The organism is Enterococcus sp. AZ095b, assembly GCF_051714725.1.
Lineage (GTDB): Bacteria > Bacillota > Bacilli > Lactobacillales > Enterococcaceae > Enterococcus_B > Enterococcus_B pernyi.
In genome coordinates, this window is record NZ_JBIOSL010000001.1 from 114,218 (window position 1) to 132,913 (window position 18,696).

General features: G+C 37.3%; 16 protein-coding genes. 14 read left to right on the forward strand and 2 right to left on the reverse strand.

Annotated elements, in window-relative coordinates; all coding sequences use genetic code 11:
• Positions 1–210: 210 nt before the first annotated feature.
• Entirely contained in the window at positions 211–399 is a 189-nt protein-coding gene (gene rpmB / locus IGJ99_RS00590; protein WP_010734442.1) for a 50S ribosomal protein L28, read from the reverse strand.
• A gap of 271 nt (positions 400–670) precedes the next feature.
• On the opposite strand from rpmB, the gene IGJ99_RS00595 reads away from it, so the two are divergent.
• The 13 genes from IGJ99_RS00595 (at position 671) to IGJ99_RS00655 (ending at position 16,025) form a co-directional block, all read left to right on the forward strand.
• Positions 671–1,033: an Asp23/Gls24 family envelope stress response protein gene (locus IGJ99_RS00595; protein WP_010720424.1), complete on the forward strand. Its 363-nt coding sequence runs from the start codon at positions 671–673 to the stop codon at positions 1,031–1,033.
• Between the two features lie 51 nt (positions 1,034–1,084).
• Positions 1,085–2,767, forward strand: a complete 1,683-nt coding sequence (locus tag IGJ99_RS00600; RefSeq protein WP_062805886.1) for a DAK2 domain-containing protein — start codon at positions 1,085–1,087, stop codon at positions 2,765–2,767.
• 109 nt (positions 2,768–2,876) lie between these two features.
• On the forward strand, positions 2,877–4,913 hold the full coding sequence (gene recG / locus IGJ99_RS00605) for an ATP-dependent DNA helicase RecG (protein ID WP_019722580.1): 2,037 nt from the start codon (positions 2,877–2,879) through the stop codon (positions 4,911–4,913).
• A 46-nt stretch (positions 4,914–4,959) separates the two neighbouring features.
• Positions 4,960–5,961 carry a phosphate acyltransferase PlsX gene (gene plsX / locus IGJ99_RS00610; RefSeq protein WP_010734439.1) on the forward strand — a complete coding sequence of 334 codons (1,002 nt, stop codon included), beginning with the start codon at positions 4,960–4,962 and terminating at the stop codon, positions 5,959–5,961.
• A gap of 119 nt (positions 5,962–6,080) precedes the next feature.
• Entirely contained in the window at positions 6,081–6,323 is a 243-nt protein-coding gene (acpP, locus tag IGJ99_RS00615) for an acyl carrier protein (protein WP_023518907.1), read from the forward strand.
• A 587-nt stretch (positions 6,324–6,910) separates the two neighbouring features.
• Complete coding sequence (locus IGJ99_RS00620; protein ID WP_010734437.1) at positions 6,911–7,915, forward strand: ABC transporter ATP-binding protein; 1,005 nt, start codon at positions 6,911–6,913, stop codon at positions 7,913–7,915.
• Positions 7,916–8,860, forward strand: a complete 945-nt coding sequence (locus IGJ99_RS00625) for an ABC transporter ATP-binding protein (RefSeq protein ID WP_010734436.1) — start codon at positions 7,916–7,918, stop codon at positions 8,858–8,860.
• Positions 8,860–9,822 carry an oligopeptide ABC transporter permease gene (gene opp4B / locus IGJ99_RS00630; RefSeq protein WP_010734435.1) on the forward strand — a complete coding sequence of 321 codons (963 nt, stop codon included), beginning with the start codon at positions 8,860–8,862 and terminating at the stop codon, positions 9,820–9,822. Before IGJ99_RS00625 ends, opp4B begins: the two co-directional genes overlap by 1 nt.
• A 28-nt stretch (positions 9,823–9,850) precedes the next feature.
• Positions 9,851–10,765, forward strand: coding sequence for an ABC transporter permease (locus IGJ99_RS00635; RefSeq protein WP_010734434.1), 915 nt, complete (start codon positions 9,851–9,853; stop codon positions 10,763–10,765).
• Between the two features lie 25 nt (positions 10,766–10,790).
• Complete coding sequence (locus tag IGJ99_RS00640; protein WP_375152623.1) at positions 10,791–12,572, forward strand: oligopeptide ABC transporter substrate-binding protein; 1,782 nt, start codon at positions 10,791–10,793, stop codon at positions 12,570–12,572.
• A 307-nt stretch (positions 12,573–12,879) separates the two neighbouring features.
• Positions 12,880–13,263: a hypothetical protein gene (locus tag IGJ99_RS00645; RefSeq protein WP_010734432.1), complete on the forward strand. Its 384-nt coding sequence runs from the start codon at positions 12,880–12,882 to the stop codon at positions 13,261–13,263.
• Positions 13,264–13,435: 172 nt separating this feature from the next.
• Entirely contained in the window at positions 13,436–15,406 is a 1,971-nt protein-coding gene (locus IGJ99_RS00650) for a DUF1430 domain-containing protein (protein WP_438770437.1), read from the forward strand.
• Complete coding sequence (locus IGJ99_RS00655) at positions 15,399–16,025, forward strand: ATP-binding cassette domain-containing protein (RefSeq protein ID WP_023518910.1); 627 nt, start codon at positions 15,399–15,401, stop codon at positions 16,023–16,025. Before IGJ99_RS00650 ends, IGJ99_RS00655 begins: the two co-directional genes overlap by 8 nt.
• A gap of 608 nt (positions 16,026–16,633) precedes the next feature.
• Here the strand turns inward: IGJ99_RS00655 and IGJ99_RS00660 are convergent.
• On the reverse strand, positions 16,634–17,308 hold the full coding sequence (locus IGJ99_RS00660; RefSeq protein WP_023518912.1) for a hypothetical protein: 675 nt from the start codon (positions 17,306–17,308) through the stop codon (positions 16,634–16,636).
• Positions 17,309–17,740: 432 nt separating this feature from the next.
• On the opposite strand from IGJ99_RS00660, the gene IGJ99_RS00665 reads away from it, so the two are divergent.
• Positions 17,741–18,595, forward strand: coding sequence for a helix-turn-helix domain-containing protein (locus IGJ99_RS00665; RefSeq protein WP_153829980.1), 855 nt, complete (start codon positions 17,741–17,743; stop codon positions 18,593–18,595).
• Positions 18,596–18,696: the final 101 nt, after the last annotated feature.

The following is an 18,696-nucleotide window of genomic DNA, read 5'->3' on the forward strand; positions in this document are numbered from 1 at the left end:
TATAAAAAAACATATACCTATCACTATCTGAGGGATAGTGGCACATAAAAGAAGACTTAAAACAATTATCTGGGTGATTGATTGTTTTAAGCCTTTTTTATTTTTTCTTCTTAAGTTTCATGTAGTTGAGGAAATGTCTCTCATTTGATAATGATTCGCAAAAAATAAAAACCGTTCATTTTGTTGAACGGTTCAAATCATTTCATTCAATTATACGCGTTCAACTTTTCCTGATTTCAACGCACGAGTTGACACCCAAACTTTTTTAGGTTTGCCGTCAATCAATACGCGAACTTTTTGTAAGTTAGGTTTAACTGTACGTTTTGTTGAGTTCATCGCATGTGAACGGTTGTTTCCACTTTTTGTCTTGCGACCTGTAAAGTAACAAACTTTTGCCATGTAAATTTCCTCCTTTGCCTTGATTTGGAGCAATAGTAAATTCAGCTCATACCAGAATAACATATCATATGGCGTAGGAATTTGCAAGCATATTTTCATAGAATTGATTGACATTTTCAGTGATTAATTGTAACGTGAACAAAGTCTTTTCCTAATTTTTTTCAATGGTTTTTGAGTACTTTAAGGGAACAACCTTTTATTTCGGTTGACGCTATGATAAAATGTGATAGTAGAAAAATGGGAATATTTTACCCGTTAAGGAGGCTCATTCATGGCTGTAAAAATTCAAACGTCAGCTGGAACCATTGAAATTACCAATGATGTCATCGCAACAGTTGTTGGTGGTGCCGCAACAGATGTATTTGGTGTTGTAGGAATGGCTAGCAAGAATCAAATCAAAGATAATATCACTGAAATTTTGCGTAAAGAAAATTACTCAAGAGGAGTAGTTGTCCGCCAAGAAGCTAATGGGATCGCAGTAGATGTTTATACAATCATTAGTTATGGCACAAAAATTTCAGAAGTTTCTCGTAATGTCCAAGAAAAAGTGAAATATAACTTGGAGACTTTACTAGGTGTTACAGCCAATTCAGTAAATGTCTTCGTGCAAGGTGTTCGTGTACTGCCAGACTAGGCAGGAGACTTGCTGACTGTTCAGCAGTCGATCTGAAGGAGGATTATCTAGGTGAGTGTAACAGAAATTAGTGCAAGCCAATTCCAGGAAATGGTTCAGTCCGGTGCGAATCGGCTACAAAAAAATGCAGAATACGTCAATTCCCTAAATGTATTCCCGGTTCCCGATGGAGATACCGGTACCAATATGAATTTATCAATGACAAGTGGTGCAAAAGCCGTTGTTGATTCTACCTCTGAAAAGGTAGGAGAATTAGCAGCGCTGTTATCTAAAGGTTTATTGATGGGGGCAAGAGGAAACTCTGGGGTTATTTTATCTCAGTTGTTCCGTGGTTTTTCAAAACAAATCCCTGATGTGACTGTTTTGACAGCAACAGATTTAGCTGCAGCTTTTACTCATGGGGTCGAAACAGCTTATAAAGCAGTAATGAAACCTGTCGAAGGAACGATCCTGACAGTCGCAAGAGAAGCTGCCAAAGCTGGTGAGAAAAAAGCAAAATCAACAGATGATGTGATCGAAGTCATGACTGCGGTCGTTAAAGGTGGGAAACGTGCGTTAGCAAAAACACCTGATTTATTGCCTGTATTAAAAGAAGTAGGCGTTGTTGATAGTGGCGGTCAAGGACTATTATTCGTATACGAAGGTTTTTTAACTGCGTTGAATGGTGAATACCAAGCAGACGAGGTCTATGAACCATCTCCTGCTCAAATGGACGATATGGTAAATGCAGAGCATCATCGTAGTGTGCAAGGTCAGTTAGCAACTGAGGATATCCATTATGGTTACTGTACAGAAATCATGGTGAAGATCGGTGAAGGTCCAACTGTAGATAGTACATTTGATTATGAAGAGTTTCGTAACTATCTAGATGGCCTTGGGGATTCCCTGTTAGTGGTCAATGACGATGAAATCATCAAAGTACACGTTCATACAGAAAACCCTGGGGAAGTCATGAATTACGGACAGAAATTTGGTTCCCTAGTGAAAGTCAAAGTGGACAACATGCGTTTGCAACATGAAACGATCTTAGAACATGACCAAGCCCCTTCAGCGCCGGTCGCACAAACGAAGCCTCGTGTACCTTACGGGATCGTTGCCATCGCAGCCGGAAAAGGTGTGCAAGAGTTATTTGAAAGTCTAGGAGCAAACTACGTGATCAGTGGTGGACAGACGATGAATCCAAGTACGGAAGATATCGTGAAAGCGATCAATGAAGTGAATGCAGATAAAGTCATCATCTTACCGAATAACAAAAATATCTTTATGGCAGCTGATCAAGCGGCTGAAGTGGCTGAACTTCCAGTTGCTGTTGTTCCATCAAAAACAGTCTCTCAAGGATTGACAGCGATGTTGTCCTTCAATGAACAAGCAACGTTAGAAGAAAATAAAGAAACGATGACAGATGTGCTTTCAAGTGTTGTCAGTGGTCAAGTGACACATGCGATCCGCGACACGATGATCGACGGAGTGAAAATCACAGAAGGTGATTTCTTAGGGATGATCGATGGGAAAATCGTGATCTCTAATCCAGACATCTTAGCGACATCACTTGCTACATTAGAGCAAATGATCAACGAGGATACTGAGATCGTCACGATATTAACCGGAGAAGACGGGTCTGCAGAGCAAGCACAAGCATTTGCGGCTCAACTGAGCGACAAATATCCTGAGTTAGAAATCGAGATCCATCAAGGAGATCAACCTGTCTATCCTTATTTATTTTCTGCTGAATAATACAGCCTGAAGCCGATAGATAAAGCAGAAAATCATTTGAAAGGATCTTCGGTCAACGATTTGCAAATCGTTGACCAAGTTCCTTTTTTTGTTAAAGGAGGGAAATCTTATGCGTTCGTTAGCTGATCCAGTCACAGTGCTGGCAGGTGTTGGTCAAAAAAGAGCGGATAGCTTGGCTAGTCTAGGCATCCATACAATCGAAGACTTATTAACTTACTATCCTTTTCGTTATGAAGATATCCAAGAAAGAAATCTAAACGAAATCCAAGACCAAGAAAAAGTTACATTAAAAGGGTTAGTTGTCTCTCCGCCAGTAATGAGTCGTTTTGGCTACAAAAAAAGCCGTCTGCAGTTTCGAATGATGCAAGAACATGAAGTATTCAATGTTTCTTTCTTCAATCAGCCCTATTTGAAAGATAAAGTCATTTTATCTGAAGAAATCGCAGTTTATGGGAAATGGGATGCGAAACGTAAAGCACTAAATGGGATGAAGATCCTTGGTTCGCAAAGTCCAGATGATTTCTCTCCGATCTATCATGTCAACAAATCCATTCGCCAAACGACACTGGTCGATCTGATCCGTCGAGGGTTTAGTGAGTATGGTGATTTGATTGAAGAAAATTTACCACTATCTTTAATTGAAAAATACCGTTTGCTTGATCGTCCAACTGCTGTAAGAAGTATGCATTTTCCGCAAAATCATGAGGAAAATCATCAAGCCAAACGACGGATTGTTTTTGAAGAATTCTTTTTTTTCCAGATGCAGTTACAAGGACTGAAAAAAGCCGAAAAGTCTGAAAAGAATGGCTTAGAGATCCTTTATGATGTGGAACGATTAAAACAATTTACGAAAAAGTTGCCGTTTGAATTAACGACGGCACAAAAACGTGTCACTAATGAAATTTGCCGTGATCTCCGTAATCCACACCATATGCAGCGTTTGTTGCAAGGGGATGTGGGAAGTGGAAAGACCGTTGTTGCTGCGATTGCTTTATATGCGACAGTGACTGCTGGCTTTCAAGGAGCGTTGATGGTCCCAACAGAAATATTGGCGCAACAACATATGGAAAGTTTATCCCAATTATTTGACCCAAATGAAGTGACCGTTGCGTTATTGACCGGATCAACGAAAGCAAAAGAACGTCGCGAGCTATTAGAACGGTTAGAAAATGGGGAAATCGATATCGTTGTGGGAACACATGCACTGATTCAAGAAGGTGTCGCATTCCAAAATCTGGGTTTAGTGATCACCGATGAGCAACATCGTTTTGGCGTGAACCAACGAAAAGTATTGCGTGAGAAGGGTTGGCGTCCAGATGTGTTGTTTATGACTGCCACCCCTATCCCTCGAACTTTAGCAATTACAGCATACGGCGAAATGGATGTATCTGTAATCGACGAGCTTCCCGCTGGACGGATTCCGATCGAAACAAGATGGGTCCGAACACCTCAATTAGATAGCGTGCTAGAATGGACCTATAAAGAATTGCGCAGAGGGCATCAAATGTATGTGATTTGTCCATTGATTGAGGAGTCCGAAGCGTTAGATGTGAAAAATGCAGTGGAAATTTACGAAAAACTTCGTGAGTTATTTGCACCAGAATATGAAGTTGGCTTGTTGCATGGTAAAATGAAGAATCAAGAAAAAGATCAGATCATGGAAACATTCAAAGAAAATCAACTCCAGATCTTAGTGTCAACCACAGTGATCGAGGTCGGTGTCAATGTGCCGAATGCAACGGTCATGTTGATCATGGATGCGGATCGTTTTGGATTAGCTCAGCTGCATCAGTTGCGTGGGCGTGTCGGTCGAGGAAGTGAGGCTTCTTATTGTATCCTCGTGGCAAATCCGAAAAATGAACTGGGTGTCGAACGAATGAAAATCATGACAGAGACCACGAATGGCTTTATCTTGAGTGAAAAGGATTTAGAATTACGAGGGCCTGGAGAGGTATTTGGCTTCCGTCAATCCGGCTTGCCAGAATTTGCGATCGCAGATCTAGTAACAGATGGGAATGTCTTAGAGGTTGCCCGTGAAGAAGCTGCGGCAATCTGGCAAATCAAAGACTGGCAGTTATTACCTGAATATCAACCATTAACAGCCAAGTTGCAATTAGGCGAACAAGATAATCGTTATTTTGATTAACAGATTATCAATACTTTCAAAATGATGACAAGGAGTGGAAATAATAATGAGAATTGCAGTAGATGCAATGGGCGGAGATCACGCACCACAAGCCATTGTGGAAGGAATCGCTCTAGCACAAAAAGATTTCCCTGAGTTGGAATTTGTTCTTTACGGTAAAGAATCAGAGATCAAAAAATATTTGACAGACGAAAAAAATATCACAATCGTCCATACTGACGAAAAAATCAATAGTGATGACGAACCAGTTAAAGCGATCCGTCGCAAGAAAACTGCTTCAATGGTTTTAGCTGCCCAAGCAGTTAAAAATGGGGAAGCAGATGCGATTTTTTCAGCAGGAAATACAGGAGCCTTACTAGCAGCTGGCTTGTTTATTGTTGGACGCATCAAAAACATCGAACGCCCTGGACTAATGTCCACATTGCCAGTTATTGGCAAAGAAGGCGAAGGGTTTGATATGCTAGATTTAGGTGCAAATGCAGAAAACAAACCAGAGCATCTTTTACAATATGGTATTTTAGGGTCATTTTATGCAAGAAAAGTTCGTGGTATCGGACGACCTCGTGTCGCATTGCTCAATAATGGGACGGAAGAGACTAAGGGCAGTGAATTGACAAAACAAGCCTTTGAACTTTTGCAAAATGAAACAAGCTTGAACTTCATTGGCAATGTGGAAGCGCGTGACTTACTAAATGGTGTGGCAGACGTCGTAGTAACCGATGGTTTTACCGGAAATGCAGTGTTGAAATCCATTGAAGGCACAGCGATGAATATGATGACCTTATTGAAATCTGCCATCTTGAATGAAGGCATCAAAGGTAAAATGGGTGCATTACTGCTAAAAGACGGTTTGCGCTCTTTGAAATCTGAAATGGACTATTCAAAACATGGAGGAGCTGTTTTATTTGGATTGAAAGCACCAGTTATCAAAACGCATGGTGCAACTGGACCAGATGCAGTTCGCTATACGATCCGTCAAATCCATACAATGCTTGAAACCAATGTTGTAGGACAACTGGTGGAGCAATTTGAGAAAAAAGAGGACTAAATTTTCTACGAATTGACAAGCTGATGGAGAAAAAAGGGTGGACATTCCAAAAAATTGTCAGTAAAATTAGCTATGGTGAAGAAAACGTAGTAGTTCTAAGAATTGTGGGGGTGAAAAAATTGACGCGCGAAGAAGTATTTAATAAGGTAGCTAAAATCATTTCAAATCACTTTGAAATGGATACAGACAAAGTGACAGATGAATTGAACATTAAAGATGATCTGAAAGCTGATTCAATTAGTATCATGGAATTTGTTCTTGAACTGGAAGATGAATTCGGTACAGAGATCTCTGATGAAGATGCTGAACAAATCGAAACAGTCGGCGGTGCCGTGGATTATATCAGCAAACACTTGAAATAAATTGAATAAATACACATCAACTGATGAATGAATTGGCAAAAGCCAATTTCAACTCAAAGCCAAGAAGTCAGAAATAGTTTAGCTATTTCATGGTTTCTTGGCTTTTTCAGTCATAATTATTTAAATAAAAGAGTTTTTTTAAAGAGAAGAAATATGTCACAACATTCGATAGAAAGAGGTAGTTTCACAACATATCTATTTCGTATGTATTGTATAATTATGCTTTTATAAAATAGGACACCTCTTAGGTTAAAACTGTTTTTTATATAAAAAGTGATTTTTGCAGATTTTTATAATGATTCTTAATTTATAAAAATAGTAGGATAAAGAGAAGGTTAGCCACATACCTCATTTTTTTTTAATCTTCTTTAGGAGCTGACATAGCTACGTAAGATTTTTCAGACAATTCTGGCAACAGCGTGAAATAATCTTGCAATATAAAACGGTTTTCTATATAATTATTAATAATTAATTACACACTCCTTAGAATGCTACTTATTTAATTTTTTTTTGCTAAGTTGTTATTCAGTGTAGGATTATTTTTTTTATTAAAAACTTCCATCGAGGGAGCAGAGAGGGGTATTCGATTGTCAGATAACCAATTATTAGATGTTCAGAACCTACACACAGGCTTCCGTCTAAAAGATGAATACTACGATGCAGTAGACGACGTTTCTTTTACTTTAGATAAAAACGAGATCTTAGCCATCGTTGGTGAGTCTGGTTGCGGGAAAAGTACGTTAGCTACAACGATTATGGGATTATTAGATCCTAACAATACAAAGATCACAGGGGAGATCATGTACAATGATTTAAATTTAATTGAATTAAATGAAACATTGTATAACAAGATCCGCGGAAATGATATTGGGATGATTTTTCAAGATCCATTATCTGCACTAAACCCTTTGATGAGAATTGAAGACCAAATCAAAGAAGGTTTGTCTTACCATACAAAAATGACTGCTGAGCAAAGACAAGCACGTGCATTAGAATTACTAGAACAAGTAGGGATTCCGAATCCTGCACGAGTTGGACGTCAGTATCCTCATGAGTTGTCAGGTGGGATGAGACAGCGGGTGATCATCGCGATTGCGATTGCATGTAAGCCACCGATCATTATCGCGGATGAACCAACGACTGCCTTGGACGTAACGATCCAAGCACAGATCCTTGACTTACTGAAAGATTTACAAGAAGAAACTAAAACTGGGATCATCTTGATCACACATGATTTAGGTGTCGTAGCTGAAATGGCGGATCGTGTTGCTGTGATGTATGGTGGACAATTTGTTGAAGTTGCAGGAGTCAAAGAGTTATTTGAAAATCCAAAACACCCATATACACAATCATTGCTAAATTCGATTCCACAAGAAGGAAATCACGAGGCAGAGTTACATGTGATTGAAGGCGTAGTCCCTTCATTAAAAAATATGCCACGAACAGGTTGCCGATTTGCGCCACGGATTCCTTGGATCCCAGCAAGCGCTCACGAAGAAAATCCAGTCTTGCATGAAATCGCACCGAATCATATGGTACGTTGCTCATGTTATAAACATTTCCACTTTAGAGACGAAAAAGGAGAGGTGTAGATGTCAGAATTAATTACAATCAAAGATTTGAAAGTTCACTATCCTATTCGCAGTGGGTTTTTCAACCGAGTAACAGACCATGTCTATGCAGTAGACGGTGTCGATTTTATTATTGAAAAAGGAAAAACATACGGACTAGTTGGAGAATCAGGTTCTGGGAAGTCCACAACCGGAAAAGCGGTTGTCGGCCTAGAAAAAGTGACTTCTGGCCAAATCATGTATGAAGGAAAAGACGTCACGAAAAGAAGTAACCGCAAAAAAATCGGCTACAACAAAGACGTCCAAATGATCTTTCAAGATTCAATGTCTAGTTTAAATCCTAAAAAACGAGTACTGGACATTATCGCTGAGCCGATCCGTAACTTTGAACGCTTGAGCGATCAGGAAGAAAAGAAAAAAGTCAAAGGCTTATTGGACATCGTTGGGATGCCAGAAGATGCGTTATACAAATATCCTCATGAATTTTCTGGTGGACAAAGACAGCGTTTAGGGGTTGCCCGAGCAGTAGCAACGAATCCTAAATTGATTGTTGCTGATGAACCTGTATCTGCCCTAGACTTATCTGTTCAGGCACAAGTATTGAACTTTATGAAACGCATCCAACAAGAATTTGGTTTGAGCTATTTATTCATCTCTCATGACTTGGGTGTCGTAAAACACATGTGTGACAACATCGCGATCATGTACAAAGGTCGATTTGTTGAAATCGGTACACGAGAAGATATCTATAATGATCCGCGCCACATCTACACAAAACGCTTACTATCTGCGATTCCACGAATTGATGTAGACAATCGGGAAATACAAAAACAAAACCGACGAAATGTTGAACGTGAGTATATCGAACATCAAAAAGATTACTACGATACAGCAGGGCGAGTGTATGATTTACGTACACTAACCACTACACACAAAGTAGCGTTGAAAGATGGAGGTGCTAGCTAATGTGGAAAACGATTCTACGAAGAGTTCTTTTGATGATCCCACAAGTGATCATTCTTAGTGTGTTGATCTTTATGCTAGCGCAAGCCATGCCTGGAGATCCGTTTACAGGATTGATCAACCCAAACCAAGATCCAGCTGTGATCGAGCAGATGCGTCAGGCAGCGGGCTTGAATGATCCTTGGTATGAACAATATTTCCGTTGGGTCGGAAATGCCTTACAAGGTGATTTTGGACAAAGTTTCTTGTATAAGCGTTCGGTTTCCTCTTTGATTGGAGAACGAATCGTCAATACTTTATATTTATCTATTTTAACTGTTATTATTACGTACTTGATTGCTGTACCACTAGGTATGTTAGCTGGTCGATACCAAAATTCGATTTTGGACAAAGCTGTTGTTATTTATAACTTCTTCAGTTTTGCTGTTCCATTATTCATTTTCGGATTGATCATGTTGTTTGTTTTTGGCTATCGTTTAGGTTGGTTCCCAACAAGTGGTTCTCAGACTTTAGGTTTCCAGGGAGGATTTTTCGCTCAATGGATGGATCGATTGCAATACATTTTATTACCATCGATCACACAGGCCTTTTTAGCCACAGCAGTAACGATCCAGTATTTACGAAGTGAAGTCATTGATTCGAAATCCTTAGACTTTGTACGTACAGCTCGTTCCAAAGGGGTGCCGACAAACAAAGTATTCAGTCGTCACATTTTCCGTAATGCAGCATTGCCGATGGCATCTCAAATGGGGTATGAAATCACTTCATTGATTGCTGGTTCTGTCGTTATCGAAAAAATCTTTGGTTATCCTGGTGTCGGAAAATTGTTTATTGACTCAATCGGTCAACGTGATTATACCGTAATCACAGCCTTAGTCTTGATTTTAGGAATCGCAACGCTCGTCGGAACACTGCTGTCAGATATTATCATGAGCATTGTTGATCCGCGTATACGAATCCAATAAAAAAATCAAACAGAAGGGAGAATCGATCATGAGTGATAAAAACAAAGAAGTTGCGCAAGAAAGTATCCCACCAATGGGTATACGAATGATTGCACGAGAATTCAAAAAAGATAAAGTAGCCATTTTTTCACTGGCTTTGTTAGTTGTTTTACTATTAGTTATTTTTATCGGGGCGATCTTTATTGACCAAGATAAAGTAATGTTTGTTAGTATTTTTGATAAGTATGCTGAACCTGGCGCCATCTCTTCTCAAGGATCAAAATTCCTTTTAGGAGCAGATGAAGGTGGACGTGATGTCTTCGGTCAATTGATCATCGGAGCAAGAAACTCTGTGATGATCGGTTTTGCGATTACGATCATTACGTCGATCATCGGAGTAGGACTTGGAATTCTTTCAGGGTTTTATGGTGGGATCATTGATAACGTATTGATGCGTATTGTTGATTTTATTATGATTTTACCGATCATGTTGATCATTATCGTGTTTGTTTCGATCATTTCGCGCTATAACGTTTGGTCATTTATTTTTATCATGAGTGCATTTTATTGGGTTGCTAAAGCCCGATTATTCAGAAGTAAGACGTTATCAGAAGCTAGACGTGATTATGTCAGTGCTTCAAAAACGATGGGAACAAGTGATTTCAAAATCATGTTCCGTGAAATCATGCCAAACCTTAGTTCATTGATCATCACCAACTTAACAATGAACTTTGCGGCAAATATTGGGATCGAGACCACTTTGACTTTCTTAGGCTTTGGATTGCCAGCTAATGTACCTAGTTTAGGAACATTGATCGGTTATGCAAGTAATGGTGAAGTTTTAGTGAATCGACAATGGATTTGGTTACCCGCGTCAATTCTAATTTTAGTGTTGATGTTGAGTATAAACTACGTTGGACAAGCATTTAAGCGCTCTGCAGATGCGCGACAACGTTTAGGATAAGAGAAGTGAAGGGGGAAAATAGGATATGAAGAAAACGATTTTTGGATTTGTCACACTGCTATCTGTGGGAGCATTAGCAGCGTGTGGAAATGGCGGCGGAACTAGCTCGTCAGGTAATAATTCAGCAGATAATGGGGATAAAAGTGAATTGACTTTCCCATTAGCTACAACGAATAATGATGAAGCAATCGAAGATGGACAGCTAGATGTGGCAGTAGCAACAGATAGTCAGTTCAAAGGATTATTCCAATGGGAATTTTACCAAGATGCCTTTGATGCAGCGTTTATGGCGCCTTCACATGAACCATTGTTTACAAATGATGATAACTTCACGATTACAAACGATGGAGCAGCCTCATTAGAATTAGATGAAGATGCAAAAACAGCAACAATCACACTTAAAGACAACGTAAAATGGTCTGATGGTGTCAATGTCACAGCAGATGATGTTATTTTCCCTTATGAAATCATCGGAAACTCTGAATACACTGGTATCCGTTACGATGATACATTCCGTAACATCGTTGGTATGGAAGAATATAACAGCGGTAGTGCAGATACGATTTCTGGAATTACAAAAGTAGATGATAAAACTGTTAAAATCGAATATAAAGAAATGAACCCAAGCATGCTTCAAGCAGGTGGTGGAATTTGGACATATGCAGCACCAAAACACACACTTGAAGGAATTGCTATCAAAGACATGGAATCAAGTGATCAAGTTCGTAAGAACCCTGTGACATTTGGTCCTTACTATATGAGTAACATCGTTGCTGGTGAATCAGTAGAATTCTTACCAAATGAATACTACTGGAATGGTACACCACAATTGAAGAAAATCACAATGAAATCATTACCAACAGCAAGTGCAACAGAAGCATTAAATTCAAAATTATATGACATGATTTTCCAAATGCCAACAGATACGTATGACACATACAAAGATATCGCTGGTTATACGAATCTAGGACGTCAGCAAACTTCATACACTTACTTAGGTTTCAAACTAGGTAAATGGGATGCTGAAAGTGGAAGTGTAGAATATGATCCAAACTCAAAAATGGCTGACAAAGCATTACGTCAAGCAATGGGCTATGCTTTAGACAATGCGGCAGTAGGTGAACGTTTCTATGCTGGTTTAAGAAGCAATGCAACTTCATTGATTCCACCAGTATTTGAAAGTTTCCACGATGCAGATCTAAAAGGCTTCACTCAAGATCTTGATAAAGCCAACAAATTATTGGATGATGCAGGATATAAAGATGTTGATGGCGATGGTATCCGTGAAGACAAAGATGGTAACAAGTTGACAATCAACTTTGCGTCAATGGCAGGTGGCGAAACAGCACAACCATTAGCAGATTACTACGTACAACAATGGAAAGAGATTGGTTTAGATGTTCAATATACAACAGGTCGTCTGATCGAATTCAACTCATTCTATGATCGTTTGGAAAATGATGATCCAGAAATCGATATCTACCAAGCAGCTTGGAGTACAGGAACAGATCCAAATCCAAGTGGACTATGGGGTGCAAATGCAGCGTTCAACTACACTCGTTTTGAGTCAGAAGAAAACACAAAATTGATCAATGATATCAATTCAAGTGCAGCATTTGATGCAGATTACCAAAAAGAAGCTTACAAAAAATGGCAAGAATACGCATTTGAAGAAGCTTTTGCTATTCCAACATTGTTCCGTAACGAAGTATTACCAGTAAACGACCGCGTCAAAGATTGGAACTGGGCATATGATGCTGTCAATCCATGGGCTGTTGTATCTGTAACTTCCGATTCACGTTCATAATCAACAAATGATAAAACCGAATCAGTTCGAGATAGGATTCTCCTATTCTCGGCTGGCTCGGTTTTTTTTAATAAGTAGGTCTGTGAAAGTTTTGTCACCATCAATCATTAATACATAACGAATAAACTATGGATGTTTTTTAATTAGGAAAAACAAGGAAATGTTTGTTTTTTAAGGATGAAAAATATATAATAAATATGAAAATAAATAAATTTAAAGAGAGTAGAGGGTATGTTTCATATATATACTTACTTTATCGACATTTTGAAATACTAAATCAAAAATAAAACATACAAAGGAAAATTTTATGAAAAACAAAAAATTAGTTGTTAGTGTTATTGGAACTGTTGCTGCTATAGGAGTATTTGTCTCAATCGATCAAGTAAGTGCGTCAGAAATGAATGAACCTTTGATTATATCAAGCTATGCAAATATATTTGATATGGATATTGTGCAAGAACAAGCAGTAATGATTCAGCCGAAAATCACAATGGATACATTTTATGGCGGAGTAACCGGTATTCCTGGATTTGGTACAGTATGGGGAGAATTTACGCCATCTAGTAGAAGAGTCACAGTTCAGGCGAAGGGAACAAAAACTGTTAATGTCACAGGAGGACCTAGAGTAGAAGTAAGAGCAGAAGCTCCACGTGCATTTACGGGAAATACCTCTGGATGGTGGTGGGCATAGAGATTTAAGAACCTAAGACAAATTTTTTATACAGTATTACCCGAGCTATATAGAGATTACTGCTACGGTCAGGTTGTTACTAGAAGTCAACAATCTCTTCAGTGATATCTCAAATACAGTTCGGGTATTTAAATATTTGAAAACATATTTTAGGTCCTTTTTTTCTTTCATTATGAAAAAAATCTATCGAGGGTTATTTATAGTTACAGTGTTAAGTTTCCTTTATGCCATTTCTTTTATCGGAAATGAAGGAATCAAGAGTGCTATCCCAAATGCTCATTCGGGCATTGTGATTGAAGAAGCGAGTGGGACGATTGAGGAAATCAATCAAAAAATTTCTGCTTATGCAAAAAAACATCAAATTGCTATACATAAACTGGTTTTTAGAATTGGCGCTTCTGGTGAGACGACAAAGGAAATTTATACCTTTGACAAGGTGGAACGTTCGGAATACTTTTTTCCACCTATAAAATCGGATGTTGCCACCTATTTTTATGATTACACAGAGATGCAACATCAAGATGCGCTGGGTACTTATATTGTAACAGAAGCCCCTCCATCTGGAATGATTGCTGATTTTCATGATCAAGGAATCAAATTGGAGATTGAGGAGATAAAATGGTTCCAGTTATTGACAGCGGGTTTATTAATGAGTATTGGACAACTCTTCTTTATTCTATTTTTCTTTGTGATCTTAGCTTTACTGTTTTACAAAGCTTCTCTTCGTAAGAAAATTGGTGTGATTGAGATGTTAGGACATCGTTGGCTGATAGTGTCCTTCAAGGATAGTTTCATTGATAGTGCGATTTTTACTCTCTTGATGGTTGCTTTTTCTTGGTGGTTTCCACAATTACAGTTTCTTTATCGACCGATTTTTTTGGGGGGGCATTTAATGATTTGGGTTCTTCAATTATTTACGAGTGGGATTATTTTTTCGTTCGGTACGATTTCAGATAAAATAAAAGGAAGGAAACCTTACCGATTATTATTTAGTTTGAACCTTTTATTAAAGATCATCATCTTCACGTTTGTTACGGTGCAAGCCAGTACATTATCAAATAAAGTAATGGAGACGCGTGAACTTGAACAACAGCTCTCCCAATGGACAAGAATTCCTGACTATTATCAGTTAGCATTTAGTAGAGACACAAGTCTACTTGTAGACCCGGCAAAAAGTAAAGACGTGCGAAAGAAAGCACAAGCGTTGATTAATTCACGGTTACTTCCCTTGTTGGAAAAATCAGAACAGTCAGGTGGGATTTTTCTAAGAGACAATGAACTTGGTCATAGTAGTCCGACACTAAATTATATTGAAAATGACGCTTTTTGGTTAAGTAATCATCATGCCGTACAAGAATTGGCTATCAAGGATGCTGAAGGTCAATCGATACACTCATTAGATGATTCTTTTTTCTATCTGCTCATCCCTGAAAATAAGCGAATGTATACAGAAATGATCATTCAAGAAGCAGAGAATGAACTTGATTTTTATCAAAATTCTTTTGAGTACGAGACGAAAGCATATGAGGGGGAATTAAAAGTTCTCTATACGCAAGCAAACCAAGTCCTTTTTAACTATAACTTCCAACCCTATGAAAAAAATTTTTCTTCCAATCCAATTATCGTTTCCATGTCATTGCCATTGATCCAACCAAATATTGAAATATGGATACAGGATATTTCAAATGGGACTTACTTGTTTCGAGACCCTCAACTTGTCCAAGCATTTATTAAAGAAAATCATATGGAACATGATTTTTATGGATTGATTGCTGTAAAAGAAAGCATCAATCAATCTCTTATGGGTGTGAAACGTGAATATTATACAACCCTTAGTATTTTGTTCTTGATCCTTATTGGTTTTGTTTTTATTCAAGTTTATTTGAGTTTACTGTATGTGGAAATGAATAAGAAAAAACTGTTTCTCAAATATATTGCTGGTTGGGCTCTGCTACAGAGGCATCACAGATATTATAAAATAATATTAACCATTTCTACCGTTGTTGCGTTGATCTTACTACTCATCAATCATGCTTGGTGGCAGATTTTAATTCTATTACTATTATTTGAATTATGTATACTTTTATTCACTACGTATTTATCAGAAAAAAGAAAACGTCTGGAGGTGATCAAATATGATTGAAGCCAAAGAAATCACTAAAAAGTACAAAGGAAAAGTGATTTTTGAAAACGTATCTTTACATGTAGAGACTGGTTCAATAACTGTGATTACTGGAAGCAGTGGTGTAGGGAAAACGACGTTACTGAATTGCTTAGGACAACTGGAGCCCATAGATTCTGGTGAAATATGGATAGACAATCAATTCCTTCACCGTAAAAGTAAAAAACGTTTCTTTCGTGAGTATGCAGGATTTTTATTTCAGAACTTTGCATTGATCGATAATGAAACGGTCAAGCAAAATTTACAGTTAGTAGTAAAAAAAGAGGAAAAAATGATTGCTGCGCTCCGCAAGTTCCAAATGGAAGATTCATTGCACCAAAAAGTATTTCGTTTAAGCGGTGGTGAGCAACAACGAGTAGCTTTAGCTCGCTTGTTTTTGCAAATCCCTAAAATCGTTTTTGCAGATGAGCCCACTGCCTCTTTGGATAAAGGAAATCGGCAACTTGTGATCGAAGCATTGAAAGAATTGAATGAGCAAGGAGTGACGATCGTCTTAGTCACCCATGATTTAGATTTGGCAGAACAACTAGGTGGGCAAGTTGATATGAATGAACTGATAAATAGAAGGAAGTTAGTGTAGGTATAAGCATATAATGAATTGCGATACAGCCAATAAAAATCAAGGGAAAATATTAACGATCGTCTTTTTACACTTGTTTAGTGAGGAAGGATTTCCTGAGTTTCGCTCGATTTCCATCACATATTGTAAAGCTAACTTAGAGAACTTCTTCTCGGAGATTAACCAGCGAATGACTTAATGGCATAAGCTGAATTGTAAAAAAATAGGATTCAAAATTAGGGAAAGATAGTCCAATTAAGTATCGATTAACGGATAAATTTTACAAGTATTCATAATAAAATACGACGATCTCACTCTGATAGAAAAAGAGATGAGATCGTCGCTTAAGTTTCTATTGATCTTTTGAGAGGGAGTGGTTTAGTATTGTACTGTTTAAAAAATTTTGTGTCATAGTTTATCTGTTCTCTAAGGTTGTGCTACTTTAGCTAAGATAAATAGTAGCTAAAAATGATTCTTTTCTTTTATTGTTTTTATTGCTTCAATCAACTCAGTCTCGATTTTACTTTTTGAGCGTAGCAAGCCAATTATTTCATTTAACTGTGCAACGATTTTTATTATACCGACAAAAACAACAACAAAAGTAAAACTAGATATTGAAAAAATTGTAATCACCAGCTTGCATTATATTTTGACGACCATAATTCGTCAGTTAACGTCACTCGAACGGTTCCGGCATTTCCGTGACTAGACACAAGACCACGGGCGCTCGCCGTTTTTCTAACTAATTCACCTGCAATTAAGTTACAAATAGCAACAATCACTGCACCAGCAACTGTAATTCCACATGTAACAGCAAGAGCATCTAATATGGCACTATACAATACACTACCTCCAGCTCCCATGACAAGTCTATCATAGAAATTATAGACAGACGTTTTACCAGTGCTAGTATTATAGTACATATTCCAGCCACCATTTTGCAGTTTGCCACCTACGCCTGCTACTGCACGAGAACTATAACTAGCACCATCAAACTCTTTCAGCAAATCATTGATGTTGTTCTTTACATCTTTGACTGTCATATTCATTACTTTCTTTTCAAAAGCAGTAGCAACGCTATTTTGAGTTGATGGTGTATTAGGTAGAGAACTAGAATATCTTAACTGTGCATCGTTCATTAATTCAGCAATTGTTTTGTCTTCAAATTTTTTTACTTGGACCACTTTTTGATTCTCACTATCTGATGCGTAAACAACAGAACTTAGTGAAGGAACTAATGGTGTTGCTAATGTTACTATTGCTATAGAGGTAGTTAAGAGCACTTGGAATTTGTTTATTTTCATACTATTCGACCTTCCATTATATGTAATTTTTTGATATTACGGATAGATTTTGAAAAAATTTTGTTCAACTGCTACAAATTGACAACTTCCCAACCAAATAATATCATTAAAGATGAAATCATTTTTCCTCCTATTTATAGTAGATTTAAAGTTTTTATCTTCCGATTATTGTAGGGAAACTTTACAAACCTTTGTTCTTTTTATTAATGTTTTCTCAAGTAATGTTCCTTATTTGGATTAGGTCAATTTCTAGTTTATCAAGATATGTGATTACCAAATAAATATGATTATCAGTGTTATAGATTAGATGCTTACTGCGTTATTATTTAGTGTATTACTAAATGTGATAATGTATCTTAGTTGTATAATAAGGTTATTTGATAGTTTGTACCAAAGTTAGTCAAAAATAAGTAGAAAATTTGGTGATTTTATATGGAACATGGGGAATTGATTAAAAAATTAAGAACCGATAGAAAAATAACGCGAAGAGATTTGAGCGAAGGGGTACATTCGATAAGCGCATTACAGCGGTTTGAAAATGATACCGCTAGAATTGACATAGATACCATTTGGCAATACTTGGAAAGAATGAATATCCAAATAGATGACTACTATTTGGAGTATTATAACTATCAATTAAGTAAAAAAGAGCACTTACGAAAAAAATTTAGGAGTGCAATTATTTCTGAGTATCATGCAAAAGAGTATCTAGACAACTTACAAGAAGAATATAAAAAAAGTAACGACATTTTTTTTCTGTATCTAATTGTTCAAATAAAAGCAGTTGCTGAAAAATTACCAAATTATAAACTTGGTAAGATAGATGAAAATGAATCAAAAAAAATTTTGGATTATTTGAGCAGGATAGAGGAGTGGGGATATTTCGAATTAGCAATGTATACTAATTGTTTAGGACTCTTTAAAAAGGAATACCGATTATTTCAATATAAGGATGTGCTCAATCAGTTTAGGAAATTTAAAGGTATACCTAAATATCAACATGCATTAATAAAATTTATTATAAATTCAATCATTTTAGAATTTTCTGATAAAAATTACGATAGAATTTTGGATTTGTTAGGAATTTTGTATGATGAAACAAAGGACTCAGATTACTTAAAAGGAAGAATTTATTGGAAATTTTTTTTCCGATTGTATCAGTCTGTCGTTGGGGATTTGGAATTTGATGGCTCGATAGCTATTGAGATGCTAAGGCTGCTTGGATATGAAGAAGAGGCAGTAAACTTTTTGGATATTGAAAGAACAATCTTGGACGATCATACATAAATTAGTTTGTCGAGTTAACAAGATGCATTAATCAGATCAGATATACTTTCACACCTATAAAATCTGATGTTGTTCCTTATTTTTTAAGATTACATAGAAAT

Coding starts and splice junctions, on each gene's coding strand:
- rpmB (WP_010734442.1), bottom strand. CDS start 399: ATGGCAAAAGTTTGTTACTTTACAGGTCGCAAGACAAAAAGTGGAAAC.
- IGJ99_RS00595 (WP_010720424.1), top strand. CDS start 671: ATGGCTGTAAAAATTCAAACGTCAGCTGGAACCATTGAAATTACCAAT.
- recG (WP_019722580.1), top strand. CDS start 2,877: ATGCGTTCGTTAGCTGATCCAGTCACAGTGCTGGCAGGTGTTGGTCAA.
- plsX (WP_010734439.1), top strand. CDS start 4,960: ATGAGAATTGCAGTAGATGCAATGGGCGGAGATCACGCACCACAAGCC.
- IGJ99_RS00625 (WP_010734436.1), top strand. CDS start 7,916: ATGTCAGAATTAATTACAATCAAAGATTTGAAAGTTCACTATCCTATT.
- opp4B (WP_010734435.1), top strand. CDS start 8,860: ATGTGGAAAACGATTCTACGAAGAGTTCTTTTGATGATCCCACAAGTG.
- IGJ99_RS00635 (WP_010734434.1), top strand. CDS start 9,851: ATGAGTGATAAAAACAAAGAAGTTGCGCAAGAAAGTATCCCACCAATG.
- IGJ99_RS00640 (WP_375152623.1), top strand. CDS start 10,791: ATGAAGAAAACGATTTTTGGATTTGTCACACTGCTATCTGTGGGAGCA.
- IGJ99_RS00645 (WP_010734432.1), top strand. CDS start 12,880: ATGAAAAACAAAAAATTAGTTGTTAGTGTTATTGGAACTGTTGCTGCT.
- IGJ99_RS00650 (WP_438770437.1), top strand. CDS start 13,436: ATGAAAAAAATCTATCGAGGGTTATTTATAGTTACAGTGTTAAGTTTC.
- IGJ99_RS00655 (WP_023518910.1), top strand. CDS start 15,399: ATGATTGAAGCCAAAGAAATCACTAAAAAGTACAAAGGAAAAGTGATT.
- IGJ99_RS00660 (WP_023518912.1), bottom strand. CDS start 17,308: ATGAAAATAAACAAATTCCAAGTGCTCTTAACTACCTCTATAGCAATA.
- IGJ99_RS00665 (WP_153829980.1), top strand. CDS start 17,741: ATGGAACATGGGGAATTGATTAAAAAATTAAGAACCGATAGAAAAATA.